Raw genomic sequence first — 22911 nt, 5'->3', positions numbered from 1 at the left:
TTCTGCCAGACGGATGCGCTCAGCCGAGGATTGTTGTACTTTATGCAATATTTCCGCCCAACTGGAGCGTTTTGCAGACGGATTGTTGTACTTAGTGCAGCATTTCCGCAATTTAACCAACTTTTCTTTTGGATTGTTGTACGTGGTACAACAATTCTGCCATACGGAGGCGCTCGGCCGAGGATTGTTGTACGTAATACAACAATTCTGCCAGACGGAGGCGCTCCACCGAGGATTGTTGTACGTAGTGCAATATTTCCGCCCAACTGGAGCGTTTCGCTGACGAATTGTTGTATCTGGTGCAACATTTCCGCAATTTAACCAACTTTTCTTCTGGATTGTTGTACGTAGTACAACAATTCTGCCAGACGGAGGCGCTCCACCGAGGATTGTTGTACGTAGTGCAGCATTCCCACCCATTTATTGTGACGCGCCATATGGTGCGATTCTCAAATAGATTATATCCACTTACATTTTAGGAGGTTCATTATGTCAGAAATCAAAGCTTGCCTGTTCGATCTGGACGGTGTACTCGTCGACACCGCCAGATACCACTATATTGCCTGGAGAGAGCTGGCGGAGGAGCTCGGATTTGACTTCACCGAGCACGATAATGAGCGGCTCAAAGGCGTCAGCCGGGCCGCTTCCCTGAATATCCTGCTGGAGATCGGCGGTATCACGCTTGGAGAAGAGGAGAAGGCCCGGCTGGCCGAACAGAAGAACAACCGCTATGTCGAATACATCGCCAAGATGGACAGCTCAGAGATTCTGCCCGGCGCGCTGGACTTCCTGAAGGAATGCCGGGAACATAGCATCAAGGTAGCCCTGGGCTCCGCCAGCAAGAATGCGATGACCATTCTGAACAATACCGGCTTGACCCCCTACTTCGATGCGATCATCGACGGCACGCACACCAGTGCAGCCAAACCTGATCCGGAGGTCTTCCTGCTGGGAGCACAGGCAGTCAACATCGCTCCTGAACACTGCGTAGTCTTCGAGGATGCCGAAGCCGGCATCCTGGCCGCCACCCGTGCCGGCATGCGCAGCGTCGGCATCGGTTCGCCCGAGACGCTGGGCGCAGCGAATCTGGTGGTCCCTTCGCTGCAGCAGATCAGCGTTGACGCACTCCGGGAATCTTTTGCTGCCATTTGACGAATATTAACAGCTGCTGCGTAATATGATCCCTTGTCTTCTGCCCTACTCTTTATAAAAGAACTGAAAATGGTCATTAAAATTATGGGGATGAAGCCGCGGAGCGGAAGTTTGGAACTGTAGGAGCGTTAGCGTCCGCCTGAAAGCTTTCCGTAGGAAAGCTCGCATCGGAAGCATATGCTAGAATCAGATTTCATCAGCTGAATATCGCTTACTAATAGAGAAATCTGATTATAACAGCGGCCGGAAGTCCAAACATTCCGCGCAGTGGCGACGGAGGCACCGTAATTTTAGTACAACAGGTTTAGTTCATTTTATATACCTCATTCCCCCATCTAAAAGGAGCCAATAACAATGAAACAATACCTAAAAATTGATGAATGGTCCATCATCGAAGAATCCTTTGATCCGCAGACCCAGGAAATTTCCGAAAGCGTATTTAGCATCGGAAACGGGTACATGGGCGGCAGAGCCAACTTCGAAGAACAATACAGCGGGCACAGCCTGCAAGGCAGCTACATGGCCGGTGTATATTACCCTGATAAGACACGGGTCGGCTGGTGGAAAAACGGGTATCCGGAGTATTTTGCCAAAGTCCTCAACAGCACCAACTGGATCGGCATCAACGTTGAAATTGACGGCACTCCGCTCGATTTGGCAGCCTGCACAGTCAGCGAATTCCGCCGTGTACTTAATATGAAGGAAGGCACACTCTCCCGCAGCTTCACAGCCACGACCGCAGACGGCAAAGAAGTGAAAGTGGAGAGCATCCGCATCGTCAGCATGGTCCGCCATGAGATTGGCGCCATTCGCTACTCCATTCAGCCGCTCAATTTCTCCGGTGAGATTACCGTGACTCCTTATCTGGATGGCGATATCAAGAACAAGGATTCCAACTACGACGAGAAGTTCTGGAACGAGGTCGAGAAGAAAGCGGAACCGGCGGGCGGACACCTCACGCTGAAGACCAAAAAGCTTGATTTTCACGTAACCTCAGCCTATGTCTATGACATTCTGGTCAACGGCGAACCAACAGCCGCAGAAGCAGAATCTATCGAGCAGGAGAAATATGTAGGCAGCAAAGTAACAGTTCCGGTACAGTCCGGCGATCAGGTGGTTATTTATAAGTATGCCGCCAATGTCACCTCCCGCAATTACGGGCTGGGACAGCTGGTGGACGCCGCACGGACCGCCTTACAGAGTGCGCGTGAAGCCGGATTTGTAGCGCTTTTGACCGAACAGGCTGCGGCTTGGGGCGATAAGTGGAAGGAAAGCGACATTATTATTGAGGGTGACGTGTCGGCGCAGCAGGCAATCCGGTTTAATATTTTCCAGCTGAATCAGACGTACACGGGCGAAGATGACCGTCTCAATATCGGACCGAAGGGCTTCACTGGTGAAAAATACGGCGGCAGCACCTACTGGGATACGGAAGCTTATTGTGTGCCTTTCTATCTGAGTACCGCCGACTCCTCGATTGCCCGCAATCTGCTGATCTACCGTTACAAGCATCTGGAGAAAGCCAAAGAGAATGCCCTGAAGCTCGGTTACAAAAAAGGCGCACTCTACCCGATGGTGACGATGAACGGTGAGGAGTGTCATAACGAGTGGGAGATTACGTTTGAAGAAATCCACCGCAACGGCGCAATTGCTTATGCGATTTATAATTATGTGAACTATACCGGCGACAAGGCTTATCTCGGCCAATACGGGCTTGAGGTGCTGGTGGAGATTTCCCGCTTCTGGGAAGAACGCGTGCACTATGTGCCGCATAAGGACAAATATGTAATGCTCGGTGTAACCGGCCCGAATGAATACGAGAACAATGTCAACAATAACTGGTATACGAACCGGATTGCCGCCTGGACGATGGAATATACCCTGGAAGCGTTGGCGTACCTGCAAGAGAATGAAGGCACACGTTATGCAGAGCTGGCCGACAAGCTGGAGCTGCTGGAGAGCGAAACGGCGCAGTGGAACGAGATTATCGCCAAAATGTACTACCCGGCTGATGAAGAACGCGGCATCTTCCTGCAACAGGATGGCTTCCTCGACAAGGAGATTATCCAGGTTAAGGATGTGCTGCCGGAAAACCTGCCGCTGAACCAGAAATGGTCCTGGGACCGCATCCTGCGCTCCTGCTTCATTAAACAGGCGGATGTGCTGCAAGGGCTCTACTTCCTGGGCGACCGCTATGATCTGGAGACCAAGAAGCGCAACTTCGACTTCTATGAGCCGATCACCGTGCACGAGTCCTCCCTCTCCCCTTGTATCCATGCGATTCTGGCCTGCGAGCTGGGCTACAAGGAGAAGGCCTATGAGATGTATCTGCGTACTTCGCGGCTGGATCTCGATAATTACAATAACGATACGGAAGACGGCTGCCACACGACCAGCATGGCGGGCACATGGATGTCAATTGTACATGGCTTCGGCGGACTCCGGGTGCTGGGCGACCGGCTGACCCTGAACCCTTCCAACCCGGGACACTGGACCTCTTATTCGTTCAAAATCATGTTCCGCGGCTCCCGTCTGAAGGTTACAGTTACCGATGTACAGGTTACGGTTAGTAATGAAACCGATGTTCCGGCATCCCTCACGATTCATGGCAAGGAGTATACGGTGAAAGGACTGAGCAGTGTGACTGCTGACGGTTCTTCGGTAACTGTGTAGTCTCTGTCTCCCCCGCCCCGGAGGCATTAAGCTTCTTCGGGGCTTTTTTAAATATCTTGAACTTGAAAATTGAATCAGCAAGAAAGGCGGAGAGGAAGTTTGGAAGTGTAGGAGCGGCAGCGTCCGCCTTTGTCACCGGATTTCTACCGCGATCAGCGGTTTAATCAGGAAATCTGGGGACAACAGCGGCCGGAAGTCCGAAAATCACCGCAGTAACGGCCAACATCAGCATTGGAGTATCTCTAGGTCAAATTCTAAATAAAATCTCAAAGGAGCCCACCCAAATGAATAGAGCCTTTTGGAAAGAAGCCGTAGTCTATCAGATCTATCCCCGCAGCTTCCAGGACAGCAATGGAGACGGAATCGGGGACCTGCAGGGAATCATCTCCCGGCTGGATTATCTCCAGAAGCTGGGCGTTGATGTCGTCTGGCTGTCGCCGGTCTACAAATCACCGAACGATGACAATGGGTATGATATCAGCAACTACGAGGATATTATGGATGAATTCGGTACGCTGCGGGACTGGGAGGAGCTGCTGGCCGGCCTGCATGCCCGCGGCATCAAGCTGATGATGGATCTCGTGATTAACCACTCCTCGGACGAGCATGCCTGGTTCGCGGAATCCCGCGCCTCCAAGGATAACCCCTACCGCGATTATTATATCTGGCGTCCCGGCGGACCGGATGGCACGCTGCCGAACAACTGGAGCTCCATCTTCAGCGGACCGGCCTGGGAGAAGGATGAGGCGACGGGCGAATACTATCTGCATCTGTTCTCGCGCAAGCAGCCGGATCTCAACTGGGAGAATCCGGAGCTGCGGGAAGCCCTCTATAAAATGATTGCTTTTTGGCTGGACAAAGGTGTAGACGGGCTGCGGATGGATGTCATCAACATGATCTCCAAAGTAGAAGGGCTCCCTTCCGCACACCATGAGGGCCTGGCTCCCGGTGAGCTGGCCGGTGGCGGAGAATATTATATGAATGGACCGCGGGTTCATGAGTATCTCCAGGAAATGAACCGTGAAGTTCTCTCCAAATACAATGTGATGACCGTCGGCGAAACGCCGGGGGCAACTGTCGAAGACGCCATTCTCTATACTGACGAAGACCGGCATGAGCTGCAGATGGTGTTCCAGTTCGAGCATATGGATGTCGATTCCGGCCCGGGCGGCAAGTGGAATGTGATTCCGTGGACGCTGAAGGGTCTGCGCGATATTTTGCACAAATGGCAGGTAGGCTTGGCGGACAAAGGCTGGAACAGCCTCTATCTCAATAACCACGATCAGCCGCGGATGGTCTCCCGGTTCGGGGATGACGGCAAATACCGTGTGATTTCTGCCAAAATGCTGGCTACCCTGCTGCACACGCTCAAAGGTACACCTTATATCTACCAGGGTGAGGAAATCGGCATGACCAACGTGAAATTCCCTGTGCTGGAGGACTACAAGGATATAGAGATTCTCAATATGTACCGGGAAAAGGTTACGGAAGGCGGCGCAGATCACGACACGGTTCTTCAGTCGATTCACACCAAAGGCCGCGATAACGCCCGTACCCCCATGCAATGGGACGCCTCAACGAATGCCGGTTTCACCGCTGGTACACCTTGGCTCAAGCTCAATCCGCGCTACACAGAGATCAATGTGGAACAGGCGCTTGCCGATCCTGACTCGGTATTCTACTATTATCAGCAGCTGATTAGCCTGCGTAAGCAGCATCTGATCATGGTGTATGGTGAATATGAGCTGCTTTTGCCGGAGCATGAATATATCTACGCGTACACCCGGACACTGGACGGTGAGAAATGGCTGGTGCTGCTCAACTTCTGTGACACGCCGCAGACTGTAGAGCTGCCTGACGAGCTGAACGCCGTAACCGAAACGATTATCGGGAACTATCCGGAGGAGCCGGCGCCCATGGACCGCAGTACGCTGCGTCCGTATGAAGCGAGAGTCTGCCGGTTAGGCTAGCTTTTGCCGGAAGCTGACAAACCCCTTGAAATATGACATCATAGGATCATAGACTGTAGGCCGTTGACTGTACCCTGTCTCAGATGAGCAGAGAATAACAGGACCGGCCCGTAGGCCGCGTGATACTATGAACTTAAAGGGAGATGGCAAACTTGGAATGGCTGATCCGAATGAAGAATGCGCTGGATTATATGGAGAGCAGAATGACCGGACCGCTGCGGATCGAAGAGATTGCCGCAGTGGCGTATGTCTCCCCTTTCCACTTCCAGCGCATGTTCAGCATGCTGACCGGCGTCACCGTAGCAGACTATATCCGCAAACGCAGATTGACTCTGGCCGCTCAAGAGCTGGCCATTTCAAACATCCGGGTGCTGGATGTCGCACTGAAATACGGATATGACTCCCCGGAGTCATTCGCCAAAGCGTTCCGCAAAGCGCACGGGCTTCCCCCCTCCGCTGCGCGCGAACCCGGGGTACAGCTCAAAGCCTTCCCGCGCCTCTCTTTCCATCTGTCATTGAAAGGAGATCAGGAAATGGATTACAAAATCGTGAATAAAGAAGCTTTTACCGTTATCGGCAAATCAATGGAGGTTACCTGCAAGGACGGGGAGAATTTCCGCAGAATTCCGCAGTTCTGGAATGAATGCAATGAAGACGGCACATCAGATAAGCTGATTGAGTTCGGCTTACGTGAAGAATGGCTCGGCATCTGTATGAATATGAATATGGAGACGGAAATGCTGTCCTACTGGATTGGTGTTGAAGCAGACGCGTCCACTGACCCGCAGGCGTATGAGACTGCAGTGGTTCCGGCTGCGACCTGGGCGGTATTCAAATCTGTAGGAGCTATGCCTGATGCGATTCAAGGGGTCTGGCAGCGCATTTTCCAGGAATGGTTCCCGGGAACGGGCTACGAGCATACAGGCGGACCCGAATTCGAGCTGTATCCGCCAGGCGATACATCAGCAGAGGATTATGTCTGCGAAATATGGATTCCTGTAATGAAGAAATAATTGTTCAGGCTGTACCGGAAACGGCTTCACTGTCCGCAAGGATGGTGAGGCCTTTTTTGCATATACAGGGACTCAGGCTGAAGGCAACTAAAGAAGCGGCATACCTGCCAGCCTCACAAGCTAGCATTTTTTATTTTGAGATTCCAGGCAGGCTTGGTATAATAAACAGATTATAGGGTCTTAGTATAGTGTACTGTCATCCAAGATTGGTGAAGGAGATATTCATGTCTATCGTAAAAATCTTTTCAGACAGCACTTCCGATTTGCCGCAAGGCTGGAAGGAAACGTATGATATCGGCATTGTCCCGTTATATGTAGTTTTTGAAGACGGCACCTTCAAGGATGGTGTAGAGATTACACCCGAAGAAGTGTACCGCCGTGTCGCCGCAAATGGTGCATTGCCCAAGACGGCAGCCCCTTCCCCGGCTGATTTCATTGCCGCTTTTCAGCCGGTCGTGAGCGCTGGCGGGGATATCGTCTATATCAGTCTTTCTTCTTCTTTATCCTCTACATATCAGAATGCCCTGCTGGCCGCAGGCGAGTTCCCTGAAGGCCGGGTACATGTTGTGGATTCCCAGACGTTATGCGGCGGGATCGCCTTGCTGGTCATGAAAGCCGCCCGCGCCGCAGCCAAAGGCCACAGTGCGGCCGACATCGCAGCTATGATCGAAACCTCCCGTGAGCGGGTGAAATCCGAGTTTGTCGTCGATACGCTGGATTACTTATATATGGGCGGACGCTGCTCAGGCATGCAGAACTTTATCGGCAGCCTGCTGAAGATCCGGCCTGTACTGCGGCTGGTGGACGGGGCGATTGTACCCGTTGCCAGAATCCGCGGCAAGAAGGAAAAAGCTGTAGAACAAATGCTTCAGCACGCACTTGCGAATGCAGCCGATATGGACAAGGAGCTGCTCATCGTTGCCCATACCCTGGCAGAAGAGGATGCCCGGTATCTGGAGAAGGCATTGCGCGAGCAGACAGGTGTGGATGAAATTGCAGTCATTCACGCCGGCTGCGTGATCGGCAGCCACTGCGGACCTGCTACAGTGGGTCTCATGTATATGCACTAGAATAATTAGGCTTTACCTTAGACGAATCCAATCTCTGCAGCCTATGCAGATAGGGGTTCGTTTTTTATTTGTTGCATTGTAAGCTGGATAGTGTAAAATCATAAAGCGGAAATTTCCAATTTTATCAATATCAAGGAGGCGTAGCATGCAGGAGCAGATGGCACGTGCGAATAAGACGGCTTGGGAAACGAAAGCATATCAGGCCTGGATACAGCACCATGGATCACCTGAGGAGCTTGCCGGGCGGTTGAAGCAGGATCCAAAGCACCCGTTGCGGCATTGGCTGAAGTACATAGGCAACCCGGCAGGATTGAAGGTGCTGAACCTGCTCGGCTCTCACGGGATGAAGGCGACTTGTCTGGCTTTGCTGGGTGCTGAGGTTACTGTCGTGGATATATCCGAAGAGAACCGGCGGTATGCCAGTGAAGTAGCAGCAGCGTCGGGTGTTGAGCTGAACTACATCTGTGCAGACGTCTTAAAGATCCCCGGTGAGGACGCTCTGGGAACCTTCGATATTGTCCTGATGGAGTTTGGGATTTTGCATTACTTTACGGATTTAAATGCTATTTTTTCTGTGGTCAGCAGACGGTTAACGGCAAACGGCCGGCTCATGCTGACGGATTTTCACCCGTTCGCCAGGGCATGGATGACAACCCGGAATCTTCAGCATCCTACGGGTAATTATTTTGACGACACACTGAGGGAAGGTGAGGTTGCCTTTGCCAAGCTGCTTCCCGAAGAGGAACGGTCCGGATTAGCACAAGTGGTGACGCGGGGCTGGACTGTGGGCGATATTATCACTTCAGTAGCCTCTCAGGGGCTATATATCCGTACCTTTGAAGAAATCAGGAGTCCAGGGGACCCGAGATTCCCTGAATTCTACACGCTGATTGCGGATCATATTGAGAGGCAGCTGAACCCGCTGTATCCTGGAACATCAGGCTAGCAGGCCCGCCGCAAACAGAAACAGCAAGTCTCCTCCCGGAGGCTTGCTGTTTGTTAGGTTAAGCCTGTTCAACTCCCGCTTCCGCCTCAACCTCTTCCTTCACAAAAGGAAGCATGAACCGGAAGATCGACCCCCGGTTCTCTTCGCTCTCCACGAAGATCGTTCCGCCCATCAGCTCTACCAATTGCTTGCAGATCGCCAGGCCTAGTCCGGTGCCGCCATACTTACGGTTAATGAACGGATGCAGCTGGGAGAAGGACTGGAACAGCAGGTTCAGCTTGCTGTCAGCAATACCTACCCCTGTATCACGGACAGAGAACTCCAGCAGGTATTCCGGCGAGGCCGGCAGCGGAATATTCTTCACCGACAGGGTCACGCTGCCCTGATCGGTGAATTTCAGCGCGTTGCCGACCAGATTGACGATAATCTGCCGCAAGCGGCTGGGATCGGTCGTGACAATATCCGGCACGCTGGTATCCGCCCACCAGCGCAGGGCGAGCTTCTTCTCCTCCGCCTTGGGAGTGAACAGATCAATGATGCCCTCCAGCATCTCACGCAGATCAAATCTCTCCGATTGCAGCGGCATTTTGCCGGCTTCCATCTTGCTGAAATCGAGAATATCATTGAGGATATGCAGCAGACTGTAGCTGCTGCTGCGCAGAATCTCGGCATAGCTGCGCTGCTCTTCCTCCAGGTTGGTTTCCAGCAGCAGATCAGCCATCCCGATCATGCCGTTCATCGGGGTGCGGATCTCATGACTCATCATCGCCAGGAAATCAGACTTGGCCTGTGCAGCCTGCTCAGCCGATTCCTTGGCCCGGAGAATCTCCCGTTCATTCGTAATATCACTGAAGGAGACGACCACACCGCAGATCATGCCTTTATCCAGCAGCGGGGCAATCCGGTAGTTCACGAAGAAGCTGGTCCCGTCCTTGCGCCAGAAGATTTCATCCGCCTTGCTGCGGGTAACGCCATCTTGAATGGTGAGCCGGATGGGACATTCCAGCGGTGAATGCCGGGCTGCACTCCCGCGGATATAGTGAATCATTTCCATCATCGGCAGTCCGGCCAGCTCTGATGGCTCATAGCCCAGCATTTCGGCCCCTTCACGGTTGATGAAGATCGTCCGGCCCAGCGTGTCCAGTCCGAAGATTCCCGCCGAGACGGAATTGAGAATCAGACTAAGCCGTCTATCCTCCGCCATCTCAAAAATAAACTCTGAAACCGGCAGTTCCTCCTCTATCAGCAATTCCTCGTCCGTCAGGGGATGGAAGTCCGCGCCCTCAAGTCCAATGCGTTCAGCACCGGCAGATTCCCGTCTGCTCATGCTTTCCCAGCTTTGCAGCAGCAGAGAGAGCGGCCGGTTCCCGGTATCATGAATGATGGCAAATACACCGGCAATGCCTTCATCTGTATGAAGCGGCACATACCTTACAGAAACAGCATTGTCACCGGAATTCCCTGCTTGTGCTCCGCTTTCTTCATCCGCTTCCACCATTAACCCGAAGCTGGATGTAATACCGGCCAGAGCAGATGCGAAATAGGTCTCGCCGGGAGGATGCATCCGGCATTCGATCAGCCTGGCTGCGTCCTCTGCACTTAAGGTCCGGTTGCTGTCGGCATAACGCCCCTGTCTGTCCAGCACGATAATGAGATCCGGATGATGATCGAACAACGCTCTATAAGCACTTTCTTCAGAAAGTGCCCGGCCCAGGATAGAAGCCCAATCTTTATGCATGGCCCACCTCCTCTGCTGCTTCAATCCTGCTATATTATAGGACCATAGATTGCGGAGAAACTCTGATTATGTAGAAATCTCTGAATTATTTACTATTATAACAAAAAAACCGCTATTGGTCGCCACAAAAACGCCGGATTGGAGCGCTTGTTCAACTAAACAGAAACAATGCCGCCCCTGAAGGGACGGCATTCATCTCATACAATCACAGCGGCTCAGCCTTGCCCGTCAGGCAACATCCTGATGCTCGATATTCCGGATCGACAGATACGCGATTCCCCCACCGACCAGCGCCAGAGAGAGTGAAATCCAGATCAGATTCCCCATCCGGAAGCTCCCGTTTCCGAAGCCGGATGAGATCAGCATGACAATCAGGACGGCGGAGACAATGGTAGCCGGTACGGATTTGCGGCGCATCCCGAAGTATAACGGAATCAGTGCAATGCCTGCCGCGTAGAGCGCATCCGTTCCGGCCTTCAGCAGGTTTGCGGTGATCAGATCCTGTGATACAGTACCCTGAATCACGTCAGACATGAAATAATCAATGCCGGTGAGGATACTGCTGATTGCAATATCAGACAGGAAGATGCTCAGGAAGGTGAACAGAAAGACGATAATCAGCTTCGCAGCCAGCAGCATCTTGCGGGGAACCGGGTACATGAACAGCACAGTGATCGTATTATTCTTGTACTCGTCGATTACCAGCTTGCTTATCAATACGGAGGCGAAGATGATAAATGTTGCTTTTACAAAAACGAACACACCATCAAACAAATCAGGATACGTGCTGAATTCCCCTTCGTTAAGCGATGTAAAGGCGATAAGAACCATGAAACCCAGAATGGCGAGATCGGCAATCAGCACACTTTTGAGAAAATTGAATTTGTTCTTGCGCAGCTCCAATCGAATCAGCTTAAGCAATGCCAGCACCTCCCATCAGTTCTACAAAATGATCTTCCAGCGAATGATGTTTCTTGCTCATACTCTCCAGCTCCACCTCTGCTTCTGCCATGGCCTTGCTCAGCTCCAGCTGCGGAATATCATCATAGATCCGGATGGTGCGCGGATCGAGCACCTTGTAATTGGTTAAGCCCAGCTTATGCTCCAGGATATAGACGGTCTTGGTGCACTCGCCTGTAATCAGTTCAATGTACTGCGTATGCTGGTTACGGATCGTATCCATCGCCAATTGCTCCACCAGCACGCCTTCGCGGATCACGCCGATCGTGTCGGCAATCTGTTCGATCTCGCCCAGAATATGACTGGAGATCAGCAGGGTCATGCCGTATTCCCGGCTCAGCATGCGGAACACCTCGCGCAGCTCCTTGATGCCGAGCGGGTCCAGCCCGTTGATCGGTTCATCCAGAATGAGCAGCTCCGGCTTGGTCATCACCGCTCTGGCAATGCCCAGCCGCTGCTTCATCCCCAGGGAGAATTGCTTCACCGGTTTCTTGTCCACAGCACTCAGCTTCACCAGCTCCAGCGCTTCCTCCATCGCTTTGACATCATAGTATCCCATGTATTCACCATGCAGCGCCAGGTTCTCGCGGGCACTCAGCTTGTCGTAGAAGACCGGATATTCAATGATGCTGCCCATGCGCTTCAGCATTTCATAAGAGCGGTGGGTCATTTTGTCGCCGAAAAATTCAATCTCGCCCGCCGTCGGCTTCACCAGATTCGTAATCATTTTCATCACCGTCGTTTTGCCGGCGCCGTTGGGTCCCAGGAACCCGTAAATTTCACCCTGCTTAATCTCCATATTCACGCTGCGTACGATTTCCTTCTCCTCATAGACCTTGGTTAAATCCCATGTCCGGAGTATCGTTGTCATGTCCGTTATCCCCTTTGACTTCTTCTTTGTCTTCCTGGTATTTATTCTACAGGGCGGAGTTTGCTTTTTTATTACTTGAATCTTACGAAATTCTTAAGCTGCGTAAGGATACGCGGACCGCCCCGCCAGAACCGGAATTATTTCAGAAGGTCAGCCGCTGAAAAGAAAGCGTAAATGCCGTCCGGACATACGGCTTGCTGCTTAAGGAAATACGGCCGTTCATCTGCTCGGTGAGCCGTTTGGTGATGGTCAGCCCCAGGCCGCTGCCCTGGTAGTCGCGGTTGCGCGAATCCTCCAGGGTATAGAGCCGCTCGAACACCTTGTCCTCATGGCCTTCGGCAATGCCTTTGCCCCGGTCCCACACTTCTATACACACCTGACCGGCATCGCTGTACAGCTTCAGCCCCAGGGCCCCTCCGGCATCACCGTAGGCAATAGCATTCGACAACAGATTGGACAACACCCGGTCCAGCGCATCATCGTTGCCCATCATATAGAGCGGCTCATCCGGTATCTCGATCTGCACCTCAGCACCTTTGGCACTGAGAATATCGTAGAAAGCAAGAATATTCCTGCGGCAGACCTCACCCAGCTCCACACGTGACAGCGGGATATCCCGGTCCCCCGACTCCAGCTTGGCCAGATCAAAGAAACGGTTCATCAGCGTAATGACTTCCCCCGCTTTGGCATGAATGGTGCGCAGAATACGTTCCTGCTCCTCCACAGGCATGTCTTTATCATGCAGCAGGGTCTCAATATACCCCAGCACCACCGTCAGCGGGGTCTTCAGGTCATGGGAGATGTTAGCCAGCATACTCCGCATAGACTTCTCCAGCCTGGCCCGTTCTACAGCTCCCTTATGATTGACATCCAGCAGCCGGTTCAGATCGGTCAGCAGGATTTGCAGCTCCGGACTGCTGCTCATCAGAAGCAGCCGTTCATGCGAGCCGCGCTCCACAATACTCTCCAGCTTGGTATGAATATATTTCAGCTGGCGTGCATGCTGCCGCGAATGCATTACTTGCAGTACAAGGACCAGCAGAAGCAGCGCAATGATGATAATGAACAAGGCTGTCATTGCTGCATATCTCCCAGCTTATAGCCGATGCCCCACAGCGTTTTGATATATTCCGGATGGGAAGGATCGTCCTCAATCTTCTCGCGCAGTCTGCGCATATGTACATTAATTACATTCTCATCCCCGAAGTAGTCATCCTCCCAGACCAGACTGTAAATCTGCGCCTTGGTGAATACCCGCCCGGGGCTGCTGACAAACAGCTTCAGGATATGGAATTCCTTGGCGGTCAGCTTCACTTCTTCCCCGTTCTTCTGCGCCGAGAAGTTATCCAGATCGACCGTTAGCCCGCGCAGTGTAACCACCTTCGATGCCGGCTGCGGCTCCTCCCCGGCAGACGCCTGACTGCCGGCGGCAGCCTGGCTCCCTTGCGCTGCGTACCCGGCCCGGCGGATCGCCGCCTTCACCCTCGCTGCCAGCTCAATCATCGAGAATGGCTTGGTGATATAATCATCTGCGCCGAAGCCAAGCCCCAGCGCCTTATCTACATCACTGTCCTTCGCTGACATAATCAGCACCGGCACAAGGCTCCCGCTGCGGATCATCTGCAGCACATCCGTACCGCTGCGCTTCGGCAGCATCAGATCCAGCAGTACCAGATCATATGACGGACCGCCCAGAAACTTCTTCACCGCCGCCTCCCCGTCAAATGCCGTCTCCACCTCGTAGCCCTCTTTAGTCAAATATGAACCTACCATTTCGCTGATTGCCTCATCGTCCTCAATCAGCAGCACCCGCTGCAGCATAATGAACCTCCTGTAATCCTATTTGACGCCGCCTGTAGCAGCAGGCAGCTGTAAGAAAGTATCGCCGGATTCTACAAGCCCGATAATGTAATCTGCGGCCTCCGTCATGGTCTTGCCATCCCTCCCGGTATCACATTCGCTCCAGGCATAATGCCGCTCGGCACTATTGATCAGCACCGTCAGATCATAGCTCTCATACGGCTTGAGGTTGCAGCTTGTACTAAGCTGCTTCTCCCCAAGATAATTGGACAGCACCAGCTTCCGGTAAATGCTCTGTCGGTCTTCAACCGGCAAGCCATAATCGCTGATTTCGATGACAGTACCGTTCAGCATATCTTTTACCAGGTTCTGATTCACCGTATTGATCTCATTCCTGAGATTAAACCCGTATTTGAGGATAAATTCAAATTTATCCTGCGAGCCCAGATCGAAGCTGACGGTGAGTAAATCTCCATCCCCCATAGCCCCCTCGCAGCCCTTCAGGGAGTACTTCAACTGATGCTTCTCCTCCGTCCGTACAAGCTCATTACAGCTGTAAGTCTTCACTTCACGGGAACCAAAGGCATCCTCAGTGGTATCATAGCTCAGCTCCAGCCGTCCGCCCTCATACCTTAATTCCGTAAAGACGGGATCACCCTCTATCGTGTAATGAACTACCCGCTGGCTTCCGCTTCCCCGTTCCATGAAACTGTCCAGCTTGTCCAAATTGCTGATTCCGCCGCCGTTAGAGGATATGACATCCTCCTCCTGGTCGATCTTGTGACTGCTGGCGGATGAGCCGCCACCATCTAATAACGAGCAGCCAGTAACCAGAACCAGCAGCAGTAGAAGCGGAAGCGGAAGAGCTGCCCTGGCCAGCCTTCTGAACAGCATAACCGTTATTCTCAGCTCGCACAGCAGTTTTGAGACAGGCGTTACTTTCACGGCTGATGACCTCCCTGAAATCATGATCGGATGGAGCTTTTGTTAAAGTATACCAATGCTGCGGGCGCGATTCTACTACATTACTTTTTTATAAAATCATGCCCATAATACAACATTTTGCTCATAAAAGCGGCCGTAATCCGGAATTGTTGTATGGAATGCAGCATTTCCCATCAGCCGGACGGGTTAACGGAAAAATTCTTGCATTTCGTACAACAATCCTCCCGAACCCCCGGGATTTCATGAATCAAGGTTGCACTACGTACAACATTTATCCAAATACAGCTCAACAGATCAACACATCATCAACAAATTAACCCTTGGTTACTTGCACATTCCCCGCGGATACAGCCAGTTAAGATTCATTTAAGGAATGGCACTTATCATGAGCCTTAAGAACTTAATTGAAGAGGTGGTGCTTCGATATGAAGTCACGCAACACAAGCAATACAAGCAATACAGACAACACTGCAACCCGTTCCGGCAAACGAAAATTATTGATTATTATCCTCGTAATCCTCCTGGGCATTGGCGCAGTGGTATATCGTCTGGCAGACCGTTATCTGATTGAGCATGTTGAGGTCGTCGTCGCAGACGATACCGCCGGAACCGCTGGTACCGGCAGCACAGGCACAACAACAGCAGCAGCAACAACAGCTGACGTGAATGCAACATCGGATGACTGGAGCTACAGCAGTGACGATATCCAGGTAAAGATTGATCAGGTCCAGACGGGAAGCGGGTCAGACCAGATTACTTATTTTGTCGCAGATGTGGTCCTGAAGGATGCAGCCAGCCTGCGGTCCGCTTTTGCCGATAACAGCTTCGGTACGAATATTACGGAGGACACCTCGGTGATTGCCTCAGCCAATAATGCAATCTTCGCCATTAACGGAGATTACTACGGCTTCCGTGAAGACGGCGTGATTATCCGCAATGGAACCGTGTACCGGGATGATCCGGTGCGGGATGCGATGGCTCTGTTCGGAGACGGAACGATGCAGACCTATGATGAGGAGGAAGTCTCTTCGTCTGAGCTGCTGGCTGAAGGGGTTACGAACACCTTGTCCTTCGGACCGATTCTGATTCAGGACGGCAAGATCGTCAGTGATTTCAGCAGTGTCAAAATCGATAACAATTTCGGCAACCGTTCGATTCAGGATGCGAATCCCCGGACCGCCATTGGCATGATCGCCCCGAACCACTACGTGTTCGTTGTAGTTGACGGACGCAAGGAAGGCTACAGCCGCGGGATGACCCTTGCCGAGCTTGCTGATGTGATGGAAGGCCTCGGAGCTGCAGAAGCCTACAATCTGGACGGCGGCGGTTCCTCCACCATGTACTTCATGGGCCGGGTCGTGAATAATCCGCTGGGCAAAAACCAGGAACGCGGCGTCAGCGACATACTTTATATTAAGGAGTGAACCCGGATGACCATACTAATACCCGCCTATGAACCAGATGAACGGCTGCTGGATTTAATTGTACAGCTTAAGGAATACCCGCTGGGTCCCATCGTACTGGTCGATGATGGCAGCGGCCCGGCTTACCGCGCAATCTTCGAGCGGGCTGCGGCATTCGGCTGCACCCTCCTGACCCATAAGACCAATCTCGGCAAAGGTGCCGCCCTCAAAACAGGCTTCCGTCATATTCAGGAAGCCGGCCTGCACGGTAATGTGATCTGCGCTGATAGTGATGGACAGCATCTGCCCCATGACATCAAGCGGATTGCCGAGACGCTGCTGCTTCAGAGCAAGCCGGGGATTGTGCTCGGGAGCCGCCGGTTCAGCGGAACCATTCCGCTGCGCAGCCGCTTCGGAAACTCGGTGACACGGTCAGTCTTCGCACTCACGACCGGCACCAAAATCTATGATACCCAGACGGGCCTGCGCGGCTTCCCGTTCCAGATGCTGGACTGGCTGTGCCGGATTCCCGGCGAACGGTTCGAATATGAGATGAACATGCTGCTGACCGCCCACAAAGAGGGCTATACCATTACTGAGGAGTATATCGATACGGTCTATCTGGAGGATAATAAATCCTCCCACTTTCGGCCGCTGATCGACTCCTTCCGGATCTATCTGCCGATTCTGATGTTCAGCACCTCCTCGCTGATCTCAGGCCTGCTGGACTTTGTACTGCTGTTCCTGTTCCAGAGCCTGACCCACAACCTGTTCCTGGCAGTCGCGGCCGCAAGATTATGCAGTTCAATCTTCAACTACTCGGTAAACCGGAAGTATGTATTTGCCGGCGGTAAAAAATCGCGGCTCCAGTCGCTGCCGAAGTATTTCTCACTCGTAGTCCTTGTGCTGATGTTCAATTACGGGCTGCTCTACTTCTATAATGAGAAGCTGATTATCCCGCTGGTTGCAGCCAAGATTCTGACGGAAATCTCGATCTTCGTATTCAGCTATTGGGCACAGCGGAGGTTTGTATACTGAATTAATGCTACACGTAACAGAGCAGCGGATCTCCTGTGACGGGAAGCGCTGCTCTGTTTTTTTCATAGACTGCTGTATTCGTTTATTATTCCTTAGCCAAAGTAACGTCCAGAGGATCCACAAGCAGGCCCTCTTCAACTTTAAATTTACAATTTATTTCGATTCTATTAAGATGCTCGGCATCCCAATAGATGAATACATCGTATTCCCCATCCGGAAAATCAGCACCGAAAGCCCCGTTTTTAAGCTCAACTGTTTTGAGATAATCCTTACCGCCAAGACCACTGCCTAATTCGATATAGCCGTCCGGCAGCGGGGTCCCATCATCATATTTCAGAGTGCCGGTAACATTATTAGCGGGTAAATGAATTACAAGCTCAGGCGGATCAGACTTCCCATCCAGCACCGAGAAACTATAATACGGGAATTTGGCATCGTAGATGGAGTACAATTTTTCCGCTAAAATAAGTACCCGGTATGAGCCATCAGGCAGATAGAAATTATACAGTCCATTCTTAATCGTTGCTGCATACAGAAGCGGTGAAGCAGTGCCAACCTCTGTGATCACTAATATACCATTAGCATATGGAGTTCCGTCCTCATTATAGATCTTGCCTGATATTGCTAAAGGTACTTTGATATTAATCGGTCCGGCGGCAGGTTCACCATTAACAATCTTTATCTGTGTACGTAAGGGTATACTTTCTGAATCCTTAGTGTTCAGCGTCTGTATGCTATAGTCGCCATCAGGCAAATAAAGATTAAACTTACCGTCAACCACATCAAACTTATAAAGCCCGGTATTCACTGCACCCATATTACTTATTTCCAGCCAGCCATCGTACATAGGGGAACCATCCACGAAGCTAATGCTTCCTTCAATTTTGGGTGGCAATGTTATATTCAAATTGCTTTTCCCGTCAATGACCTCAAATGAATGATTAATGGTTAATTGTTTGTTAGTTTCGCTATAGATTAAGACTTCTACATTATAATGACCGTCCGGCAAATATAAGTTAAACTTACCGTCATGGATTTCGGCACTATACCAGGCAAGCGGTCCGCTGTCTAAGCGCTTTACAATAATTTCTCCATTCTCAACTGCGGTCCCGTCCGAATACTGCATCGTGCCCGCCTGCTGCTCAGGAATGAGAATATGCACCTCTCTATCTGCCTTGCCATTCATAACGTAAAACATATAGTAGAGTGAAATAATCTCCTGTGTAGTTGTGGAACGCATGGAGTAAATCTTGTAGGGCCCGTCCGGCAAATCTATAGAGAATTCACCATTCGTTAGTGCAGTACTGTAAATCATATGATCGCTGTCCCGTTCCAAATACAAGGTACCGGAATCGGCAGCCTTCCCGTCTGCACGCTCAATGATCCCTTTTACAACCCCATGATTTACAATGGGCGGTGTGGGTGCCACCGTTGACCACGGTGTGGATATCGGTGTAACTATCGGCCACGGCGATGGTGACGGTGAAGTCACTGCTGTTGGTGTTGGTGATGGCGACGGTGTAGTTACCGCTGTCGGTATTGCCGATGGTGACGCTGACGGCGAAGTCGCTGCTGTTGGTGTAGCTGATGAAACCGCCGTTGCTACCGGCGTTGCTATCGGCGTTGGTTTTGCTGTTGGTACCGGCGTTGGTTTCGCTGTTGGTACCGGCGTTGGCTTCACCGTTGGTACCGGCGTTGGCTCTTCGGTTGGTTCCGCCGTTGGTTCAGGCGTTGGTTCAGGCGTTGGTGCTGCTGTTGGCGCCGGTGTTTCTGCCGCACTGCCTCCGCCGCCGCCTCCACCCCCGCCGCCAACTAATACGGCCGCTGTTGGAGTTGCAGAAGACGCAGCAGCCGTTTTATCAGAACCGGCTATATTGATTTTCACATCTGCCGGAACATCGCTGCCCACGGTAATTTTCCCTGGCGCATTCTCTATTGTAATGCCCGAAGCGTTGACGACTGCATTCCCGATGTTGCCTTTACCTGAAATTTGTATACCGGCATTCATGGTCATGGACTTAATACTGCTGCTATTGCTCAATTTATTACTGCCCGCTGTTTTATCAACATTGACTGACTCCACAGTGCCCCCGCTGATGTCAATGTTAAGACGTGATGCAAGAATATTCACAGCCTTGAAGTTACCTGTCAAAAGGATACGGGCATCCGCTGGAATTTCACGGGATAACGTGAGGGTGCTGATTGCAGCTCCTGTGAGTGTTTCAACGGCTGCAGCGGACTTGATCTGAAGATCATTGATTTGCGTCTTTCCTTCAGCAACCAGTCTTACACTGCCATCCTTCTTGTCAATACGCACAGAACCCAGTGTAGAATCCGCAAGATGAATACTATTCGCCCCGCCGCCTTCAATCGCGGTGTTGCCTCCTACCGTTACATTCAGGAGATGCACATCGCCTTCAGCTATGCCTTCTCCCAGCAGCAGATCCCCAGTAATGTTCATATTTCGGAGTGTGATACCTGGCACATTAATTACCACATCACTGTCTACTTCGGACATTCCCGACATCGGACCGTATGTACCCGGCGAATCATAGATGATTACATATTCCCCGGAATCTTCATCGAGCAAGGATAAAGCTCTATCCAGGATGACTACCGTTTCCGCACGGGTTGCATAAGCAAGCGGGCGAAAATTCCCATCGCCGGAGCCTGTCATGATCCCCTGCTCGCTTACAGCCCGGATAGCACTTTTGCTCCAACCCGGACTTCCGGCAATATCCTTAAACTCAGGAGCCGCAGCCGATGCTGTCAGCTTGAGCAACTTGCTGATAATAACAGCCATTTCTTGACGGTTAATCTTCTGGTCCGGCTTAAAGGTCCCATCCGCATAGCCCTGAACGTAACCCGCGGCATTGGCCTGCAAAATACTTGAATAATACCACTTACTGCTTGAGATATCGCTGAAATTAACTTTCTTAGTCTCAGTGAATCCAAAAGCCCTATTAATCAAAACCGTTAATTCAGCCCGCGTGACCGGATGATCCGGCTTAAATTCACCATCCGGGTAGCCGGAGATCAGACCTTGATCCATCCACTTACTGATGTGCTCCTTCGCCCAATTTCCGCTGAGATCCGATACATTACCCGCAAAAGCTGCGCCAGCCGGCAGTATGGATAGACATACAGCTAGTACTCCTGCGATTACTTTTTTCCTTACCCTTTTTTGAATGAACAAGCTAATACCCCCGACTATGTAGTTATAAAAGCGCACAAATTATAAGTTACCTTCCCTCATCTATTACTTAAGACCTATTAATCCGTTAAAATTATAGCATGATTCCGGTCAATAATTTGCATAAATTTATCAGATTTTATTGTGTCAGTTCCATGAAGCACAAACGGCCCCAACTCTCCATTTCACCGGAAGGCTGGGGCCGTAGCTGTGTATGACTTTCTTTTCGCCGAAACTAAGCTTAATCTTGATTCCTGATTACAATATCGAACTTCTCATGATACGGATGCATGAATAAATCATACTGAATTCTGCGCTGTTCATGGGACTTCATTAAATACTGAATATCCGTCCCCCGCTCAGCCACATCACGGATTCCCCTTCGCCTAAGCTCGGTCTCCCCATCCGTATATAAGTAAACTTTGAGATCATACAGACTTGGGTCCGTAAAAGCCACGCTCATGCCTTCTACAATATTAATCTTGTTGTCAGAAGATAACAGCGTACTCTTGCTATAATGCGTGCCGATGGTATACAGGTCCAAGCCGTCCCGCAGCATACGGATATCTCGTTCCAAAGCAGCCACGTTATGGGCAGCAGGGTGACAGGCGGTCATTTTATCACGATATTGTTCATTGTTATATTCGTAGTCAATCCTTGCGTACCGCCTAAGATCAGATCCGATAATGTAGGGGTCAGTATTCAGAACATTCACATTCTCTTGCCCCAAAAGACTAATCAGATGATGAGCAAACGTCGTCTTTCCCGATGCCCCATGACCCGAAATCCCCACGATGACCCTCGCAGCCTGACCGCCAATCCACTTGGCTATTCTGTGTAATTCCTGATCCATAATTTCCTCCGCTATCCTTGTTAGAAGTATCCAATATCCTATACTATCACAAAAAGCGGACCCGGATCGGCTGCGAGTATACCGATGTTGACGCTCAATTCACCGGTATTCAAGTATTCGTCTGCTCCGGCAGCAGCAGCCTATTGCCCGTCAAGGTACTTCTCCACCTCAAGGGCAGCCAGCAATAACGGCGCAACACCCATCGGCGCATCAGAGACTACCGCTTCGGAAATGTAGTAATCATAGGAACCGTTCCGGTCCTTGCTGAGGCCTGCCCCGTGGCAGATCTGATGCAGATGAACACCTTGTTCATCTTCGGTAACCAGATGCGCGAGGATGCCCTCGTAGCCTTTCAGCATCGCTTCCTTGAAGGAAGGCTCCAGGTAACGCAGCCGCAGGGCTTTGGCCATCGCATAGACGAACATGCAGGAGCCGGTGGCTTCGAGGTAATTGCCTTTGCGCCCTGCCTGATCAAGCACCTGATACCACAGGCCGGTCTCCTGGTCCTGCACCTCAAGCAGTGCACCGCACATCCGCTGGAAAATCCCGATGATCGTTCCCCGCTGCGGATGGGTGACCGGGAAATGCTCCAGGCAGTCCACGGCGGCCATGGCGTACCAGCCCATCGCCCGGCTCCAGAAGTGGGAAGAGAGTCCGGTGGACGAGTCCGCCCATTCCTGCTCTTTGGATTCATCCCAGCCGTGATAGAGCAGGCCGGTCCGCGGATCACGGGTCCGGCGCTCGATCAATAGCAGCTGATGGGCAGCTTCATCTATCAGCTCGGGACGCTGGAATACGGCCCCGTATTCGGCAAGGAACGGCGAAGCCATATATAATCCGTCCAGCCACATTTGGAAAGGATACACCTTCTTATGCCAGAATCCCCCCTCTGAAGTACGGGGTTGCCCAATAAGCTGTGCCGCCAGCAGATGAGCCGCTTCAGCGTAACGCGCTTCCCCGGTCTGCCGGTACAGGTAGAAGAGATTCTTGCCCTGGTTGATCTGATCCAGGTTATATTCCTCCAGCGAATAGGAGCGGATCGAGCCGTCCTCCCCGATGAAGCTATCCATATGCCGCTGCATGAAGGAGAGATATTCAGACTCCCCGTGTTGCACACCGGCGCGGGCCACTGCCATCAGCAGCATACCGGGCACATAGGCCCAGCGCTCCAGGACATACTCATGTTCCCCGTGTTCATTGCATTGACTGATGAAGGTATCCGCGATTCTGCGGGACAAACCTGATGTTGCTGTTTCAGTGATAGACATCATTATTCCTCCTGTCGC

The 22911-nt window shown here is 51.7% G+C and carries 18 protein-coding genes; 9 read left to right on the top strand and 9 right to left on the bottom strand.

Going from position 1 to position 22911, the window contains the following annotated elements; translation table 11 throughout:
* The 7 genes from GC101_RS35845 to GC101_RS21935 form a co-directional block, all read left to right on the top strand.
* Positions 1–283, top strand: a 283-nt coding sequence (locus GC101_RS35845) for a hypothetical protein (protein WP_216626700.1), incomplete at its 5' end; no start/stop codon positions are given.
* A gap of 206 nt (positions 284–489) precedes the next feature.
* Positions 490–1152 (top strand): beta-phosphoglucomutase, encoded by a 663-nt coding sequence (gene pgmB / locus GC101_RS21960; RefSeq protein ID WP_171718969.1) that lies wholly within the window; start codon positions 490–492, stop codon positions 1150–1152.
* A 354-nt stretch (positions 1153–1506) separates the two neighbouring features.
* A complete protein-coding gene (locus GC101_RS21955; protein WP_171718968.1) occupies positions 1507–3825 on the top strand; it encodes a glycoside hydrolase family 65 protein in 2319 nt (772 codons plus the stop codon).
* Positions 3826–4109: 284 nt separating this feature from the next.
* Positions 4110–5795, top strand: coding sequence for a glycoside hydrolase family 13 protein (locus tag GC101_RS21950; protein ID WP_171718967.1), 1686 nt, complete (start codon positions 4110–4112; stop codon positions 5793–5795).
* Between the two features lie 152 nt (positions 5796–5947).
* Entirely contained in the window at positions 5948–6808 is an 861-nt protein-coding gene (locus GC101_RS21945) for an AraC family transcriptional regulator (RefSeq protein ID WP_171718966.1), read from the top strand.
* Between the two features lie 224 nt (positions 6809–7032).
* A complete protein-coding gene (locus GC101_RS21940; RefSeq protein ID WP_171718965.1) occupies positions 7033–7878 on the top strand; it encodes a DegV family protein in 846 nt (281 codons plus the stop codon).
* 145 nt (positions 7879–8023) lie between these two features.
* Positions 8024–8824 carry a class I SAM-dependent methyltransferase gene (locus tag GC101_RS21935; protein WP_171718964.1) on the top strand — a complete coding sequence of 267 codons (801 nt, stop codon included), beginning with the start codon at positions 8024–8026 and terminating at the stop codon, positions 8822–8824.
* 58 nt (positions 8825–8882) lie between these two features.
* Here the strand turns inward: GC101_RS21935 and GC101_RS21930 are convergent, their stop codons facing one another.
* The 6 genes from GC101_RS21930 to GC101_RS21905 form a co-directional block, all read right to left on the bottom strand.
* Positions 8883–10562, bottom strand: coding sequence for an ATP-binding protein (locus GC101_RS21930; RefSeq protein WP_171718963.1), 1680 nt, complete (start codon positions 10560–10562; stop codon positions 8883–8885).
* Positions 10563–10790: 228 nt separating this feature from the next.
* Positions 10791–11492 (bottom strand): ABC transporter permease, encoded by a 702-nt coding sequence (locus tag GC101_RS21925; protein ID WP_343049800.1) that lies wholly within the window; start codon positions 11490–11492, stop codon positions 10791–10793.
* Positions 11476–12393 (bottom strand): ABC transporter ATP-binding protein, encoded by a 918-nt coding sequence (locus tag GC101_RS21920; RefSeq protein ID WP_171718962.1) that lies wholly within the window; start codon positions 12391–12393, stop codon positions 11476–11478. Before GC101_RS21920 ends, GC101_RS21925 begins: the two co-directional genes overlap by 17 nt.
* A 142-nt stretch (positions 12394–12535) precedes the next feature.
* Positions 12536–13471, bottom strand: coding sequence for a sensor histidine kinase (locus GC101_RS21915; RefSeq protein WP_171718961.1), 936 nt, complete (start codon positions 13469–13471; stop codon positions 12536–12538).
* The gene (locus GC101_RS21910) at positions 13468–14211 is read right to left on the bottom strand and encodes a response regulator transcription factor (RefSeq protein ID WP_281365912.1); all 744 of its coding nucleotides are present in this window, start codon (positions 14209–14211) and stop codon (positions 13468–13470) included. Before GC101_RS21910 ends, GC101_RS21915 begins: the two co-directional genes overlap by 4 nt.
* A 21-nt stretch (positions 14212–14232) precedes the next feature.
* Complete coding sequence (locus tag GC101_RS21905; RefSeq protein ID WP_171718960.1) at positions 14233–15138, bottom strand: DUF4362 domain-containing protein; 906 nt, start codon at positions 15136–15138, stop codon at positions 14233–14235.
* A 425-nt stretch (positions 15139–15563) separates the two neighbouring features.
* Between GC101_RS21905 and GC101_RS21900 the strand changes: the two genes are divergently transcribed.
* Entirely contained in the window at positions 15564–16562 is a 999-nt protein-coding gene (locus GC101_RS21900; protein ID WP_171718959.1) for a phosphodiester glycosidase family protein, read from the top strand.
* A gap of 6 nt (positions 16563–16568) precedes the next feature.
* Positions 16569–17579 (top strand): bifunctional glycosyltransferase family 2/GtrA family protein, encoded by a 1011-nt coding sequence (locus tag GC101_RS21895; protein ID WP_171718958.1) that lies wholly within the window; start codon positions 16569–16571, stop codon positions 17577–17579.
* Between the two features lie 85 nt (positions 17580–17664).
* Here GC101_RS21895 and GC101_RS21890 read toward each other — a convergent pair whose 3' ends face one another.
* The 3 genes from GC101_RS21890 to GC101_RS21880 form a co-directional block, all read right to left on the bottom strand.
* The gene (locus GC101_RS21890) at positions 17665–20775 is read right to left on the bottom strand and encodes an S-layer homology domain-containing protein (RefSeq protein ID WP_171718957.1); all 3111 of its coding nucleotides are present in this window, start codon (positions 20773–20775) and stop codon (positions 17665–17667) included.
* 238 nt (positions 20776–21013) lie between these two features.
* Entirely contained in the window at positions 21014–21625 is a 612-nt protein-coding gene (locus GC101_RS21885) for a uridine kinase family protein (RefSeq protein ID WP_171718956.1), read from the bottom strand.
* A 140-nt stretch (positions 21626–21765) separates the two neighbouring features.
* Entirely contained in the window at positions 21766–22896 is a 1131-nt protein-coding gene (locus GC101_RS21880; protein ID WP_425497154.1) for a glycoside hydrolase family 88/105 protein, read from the bottom strand.
* Positions 22897–22911: the final 15 nt, after the last annotated feature.

The sequence above is a fragment of the Paenibacillus phytohabitans genome (genome assembly GCF_013141775.1).
GTDB lineage: Bacteria > Bacillota > Bacilli > Paenibacillales > Paenibacillaceae > Paenibacillus_AQ > Paenibacillus_AQ phytohabitans.
The sequence above is the reverse complement of the archived record's forward strand: the minus strand, read 5'-3'. Positions and strand labels throughout refer to the sequence as shown.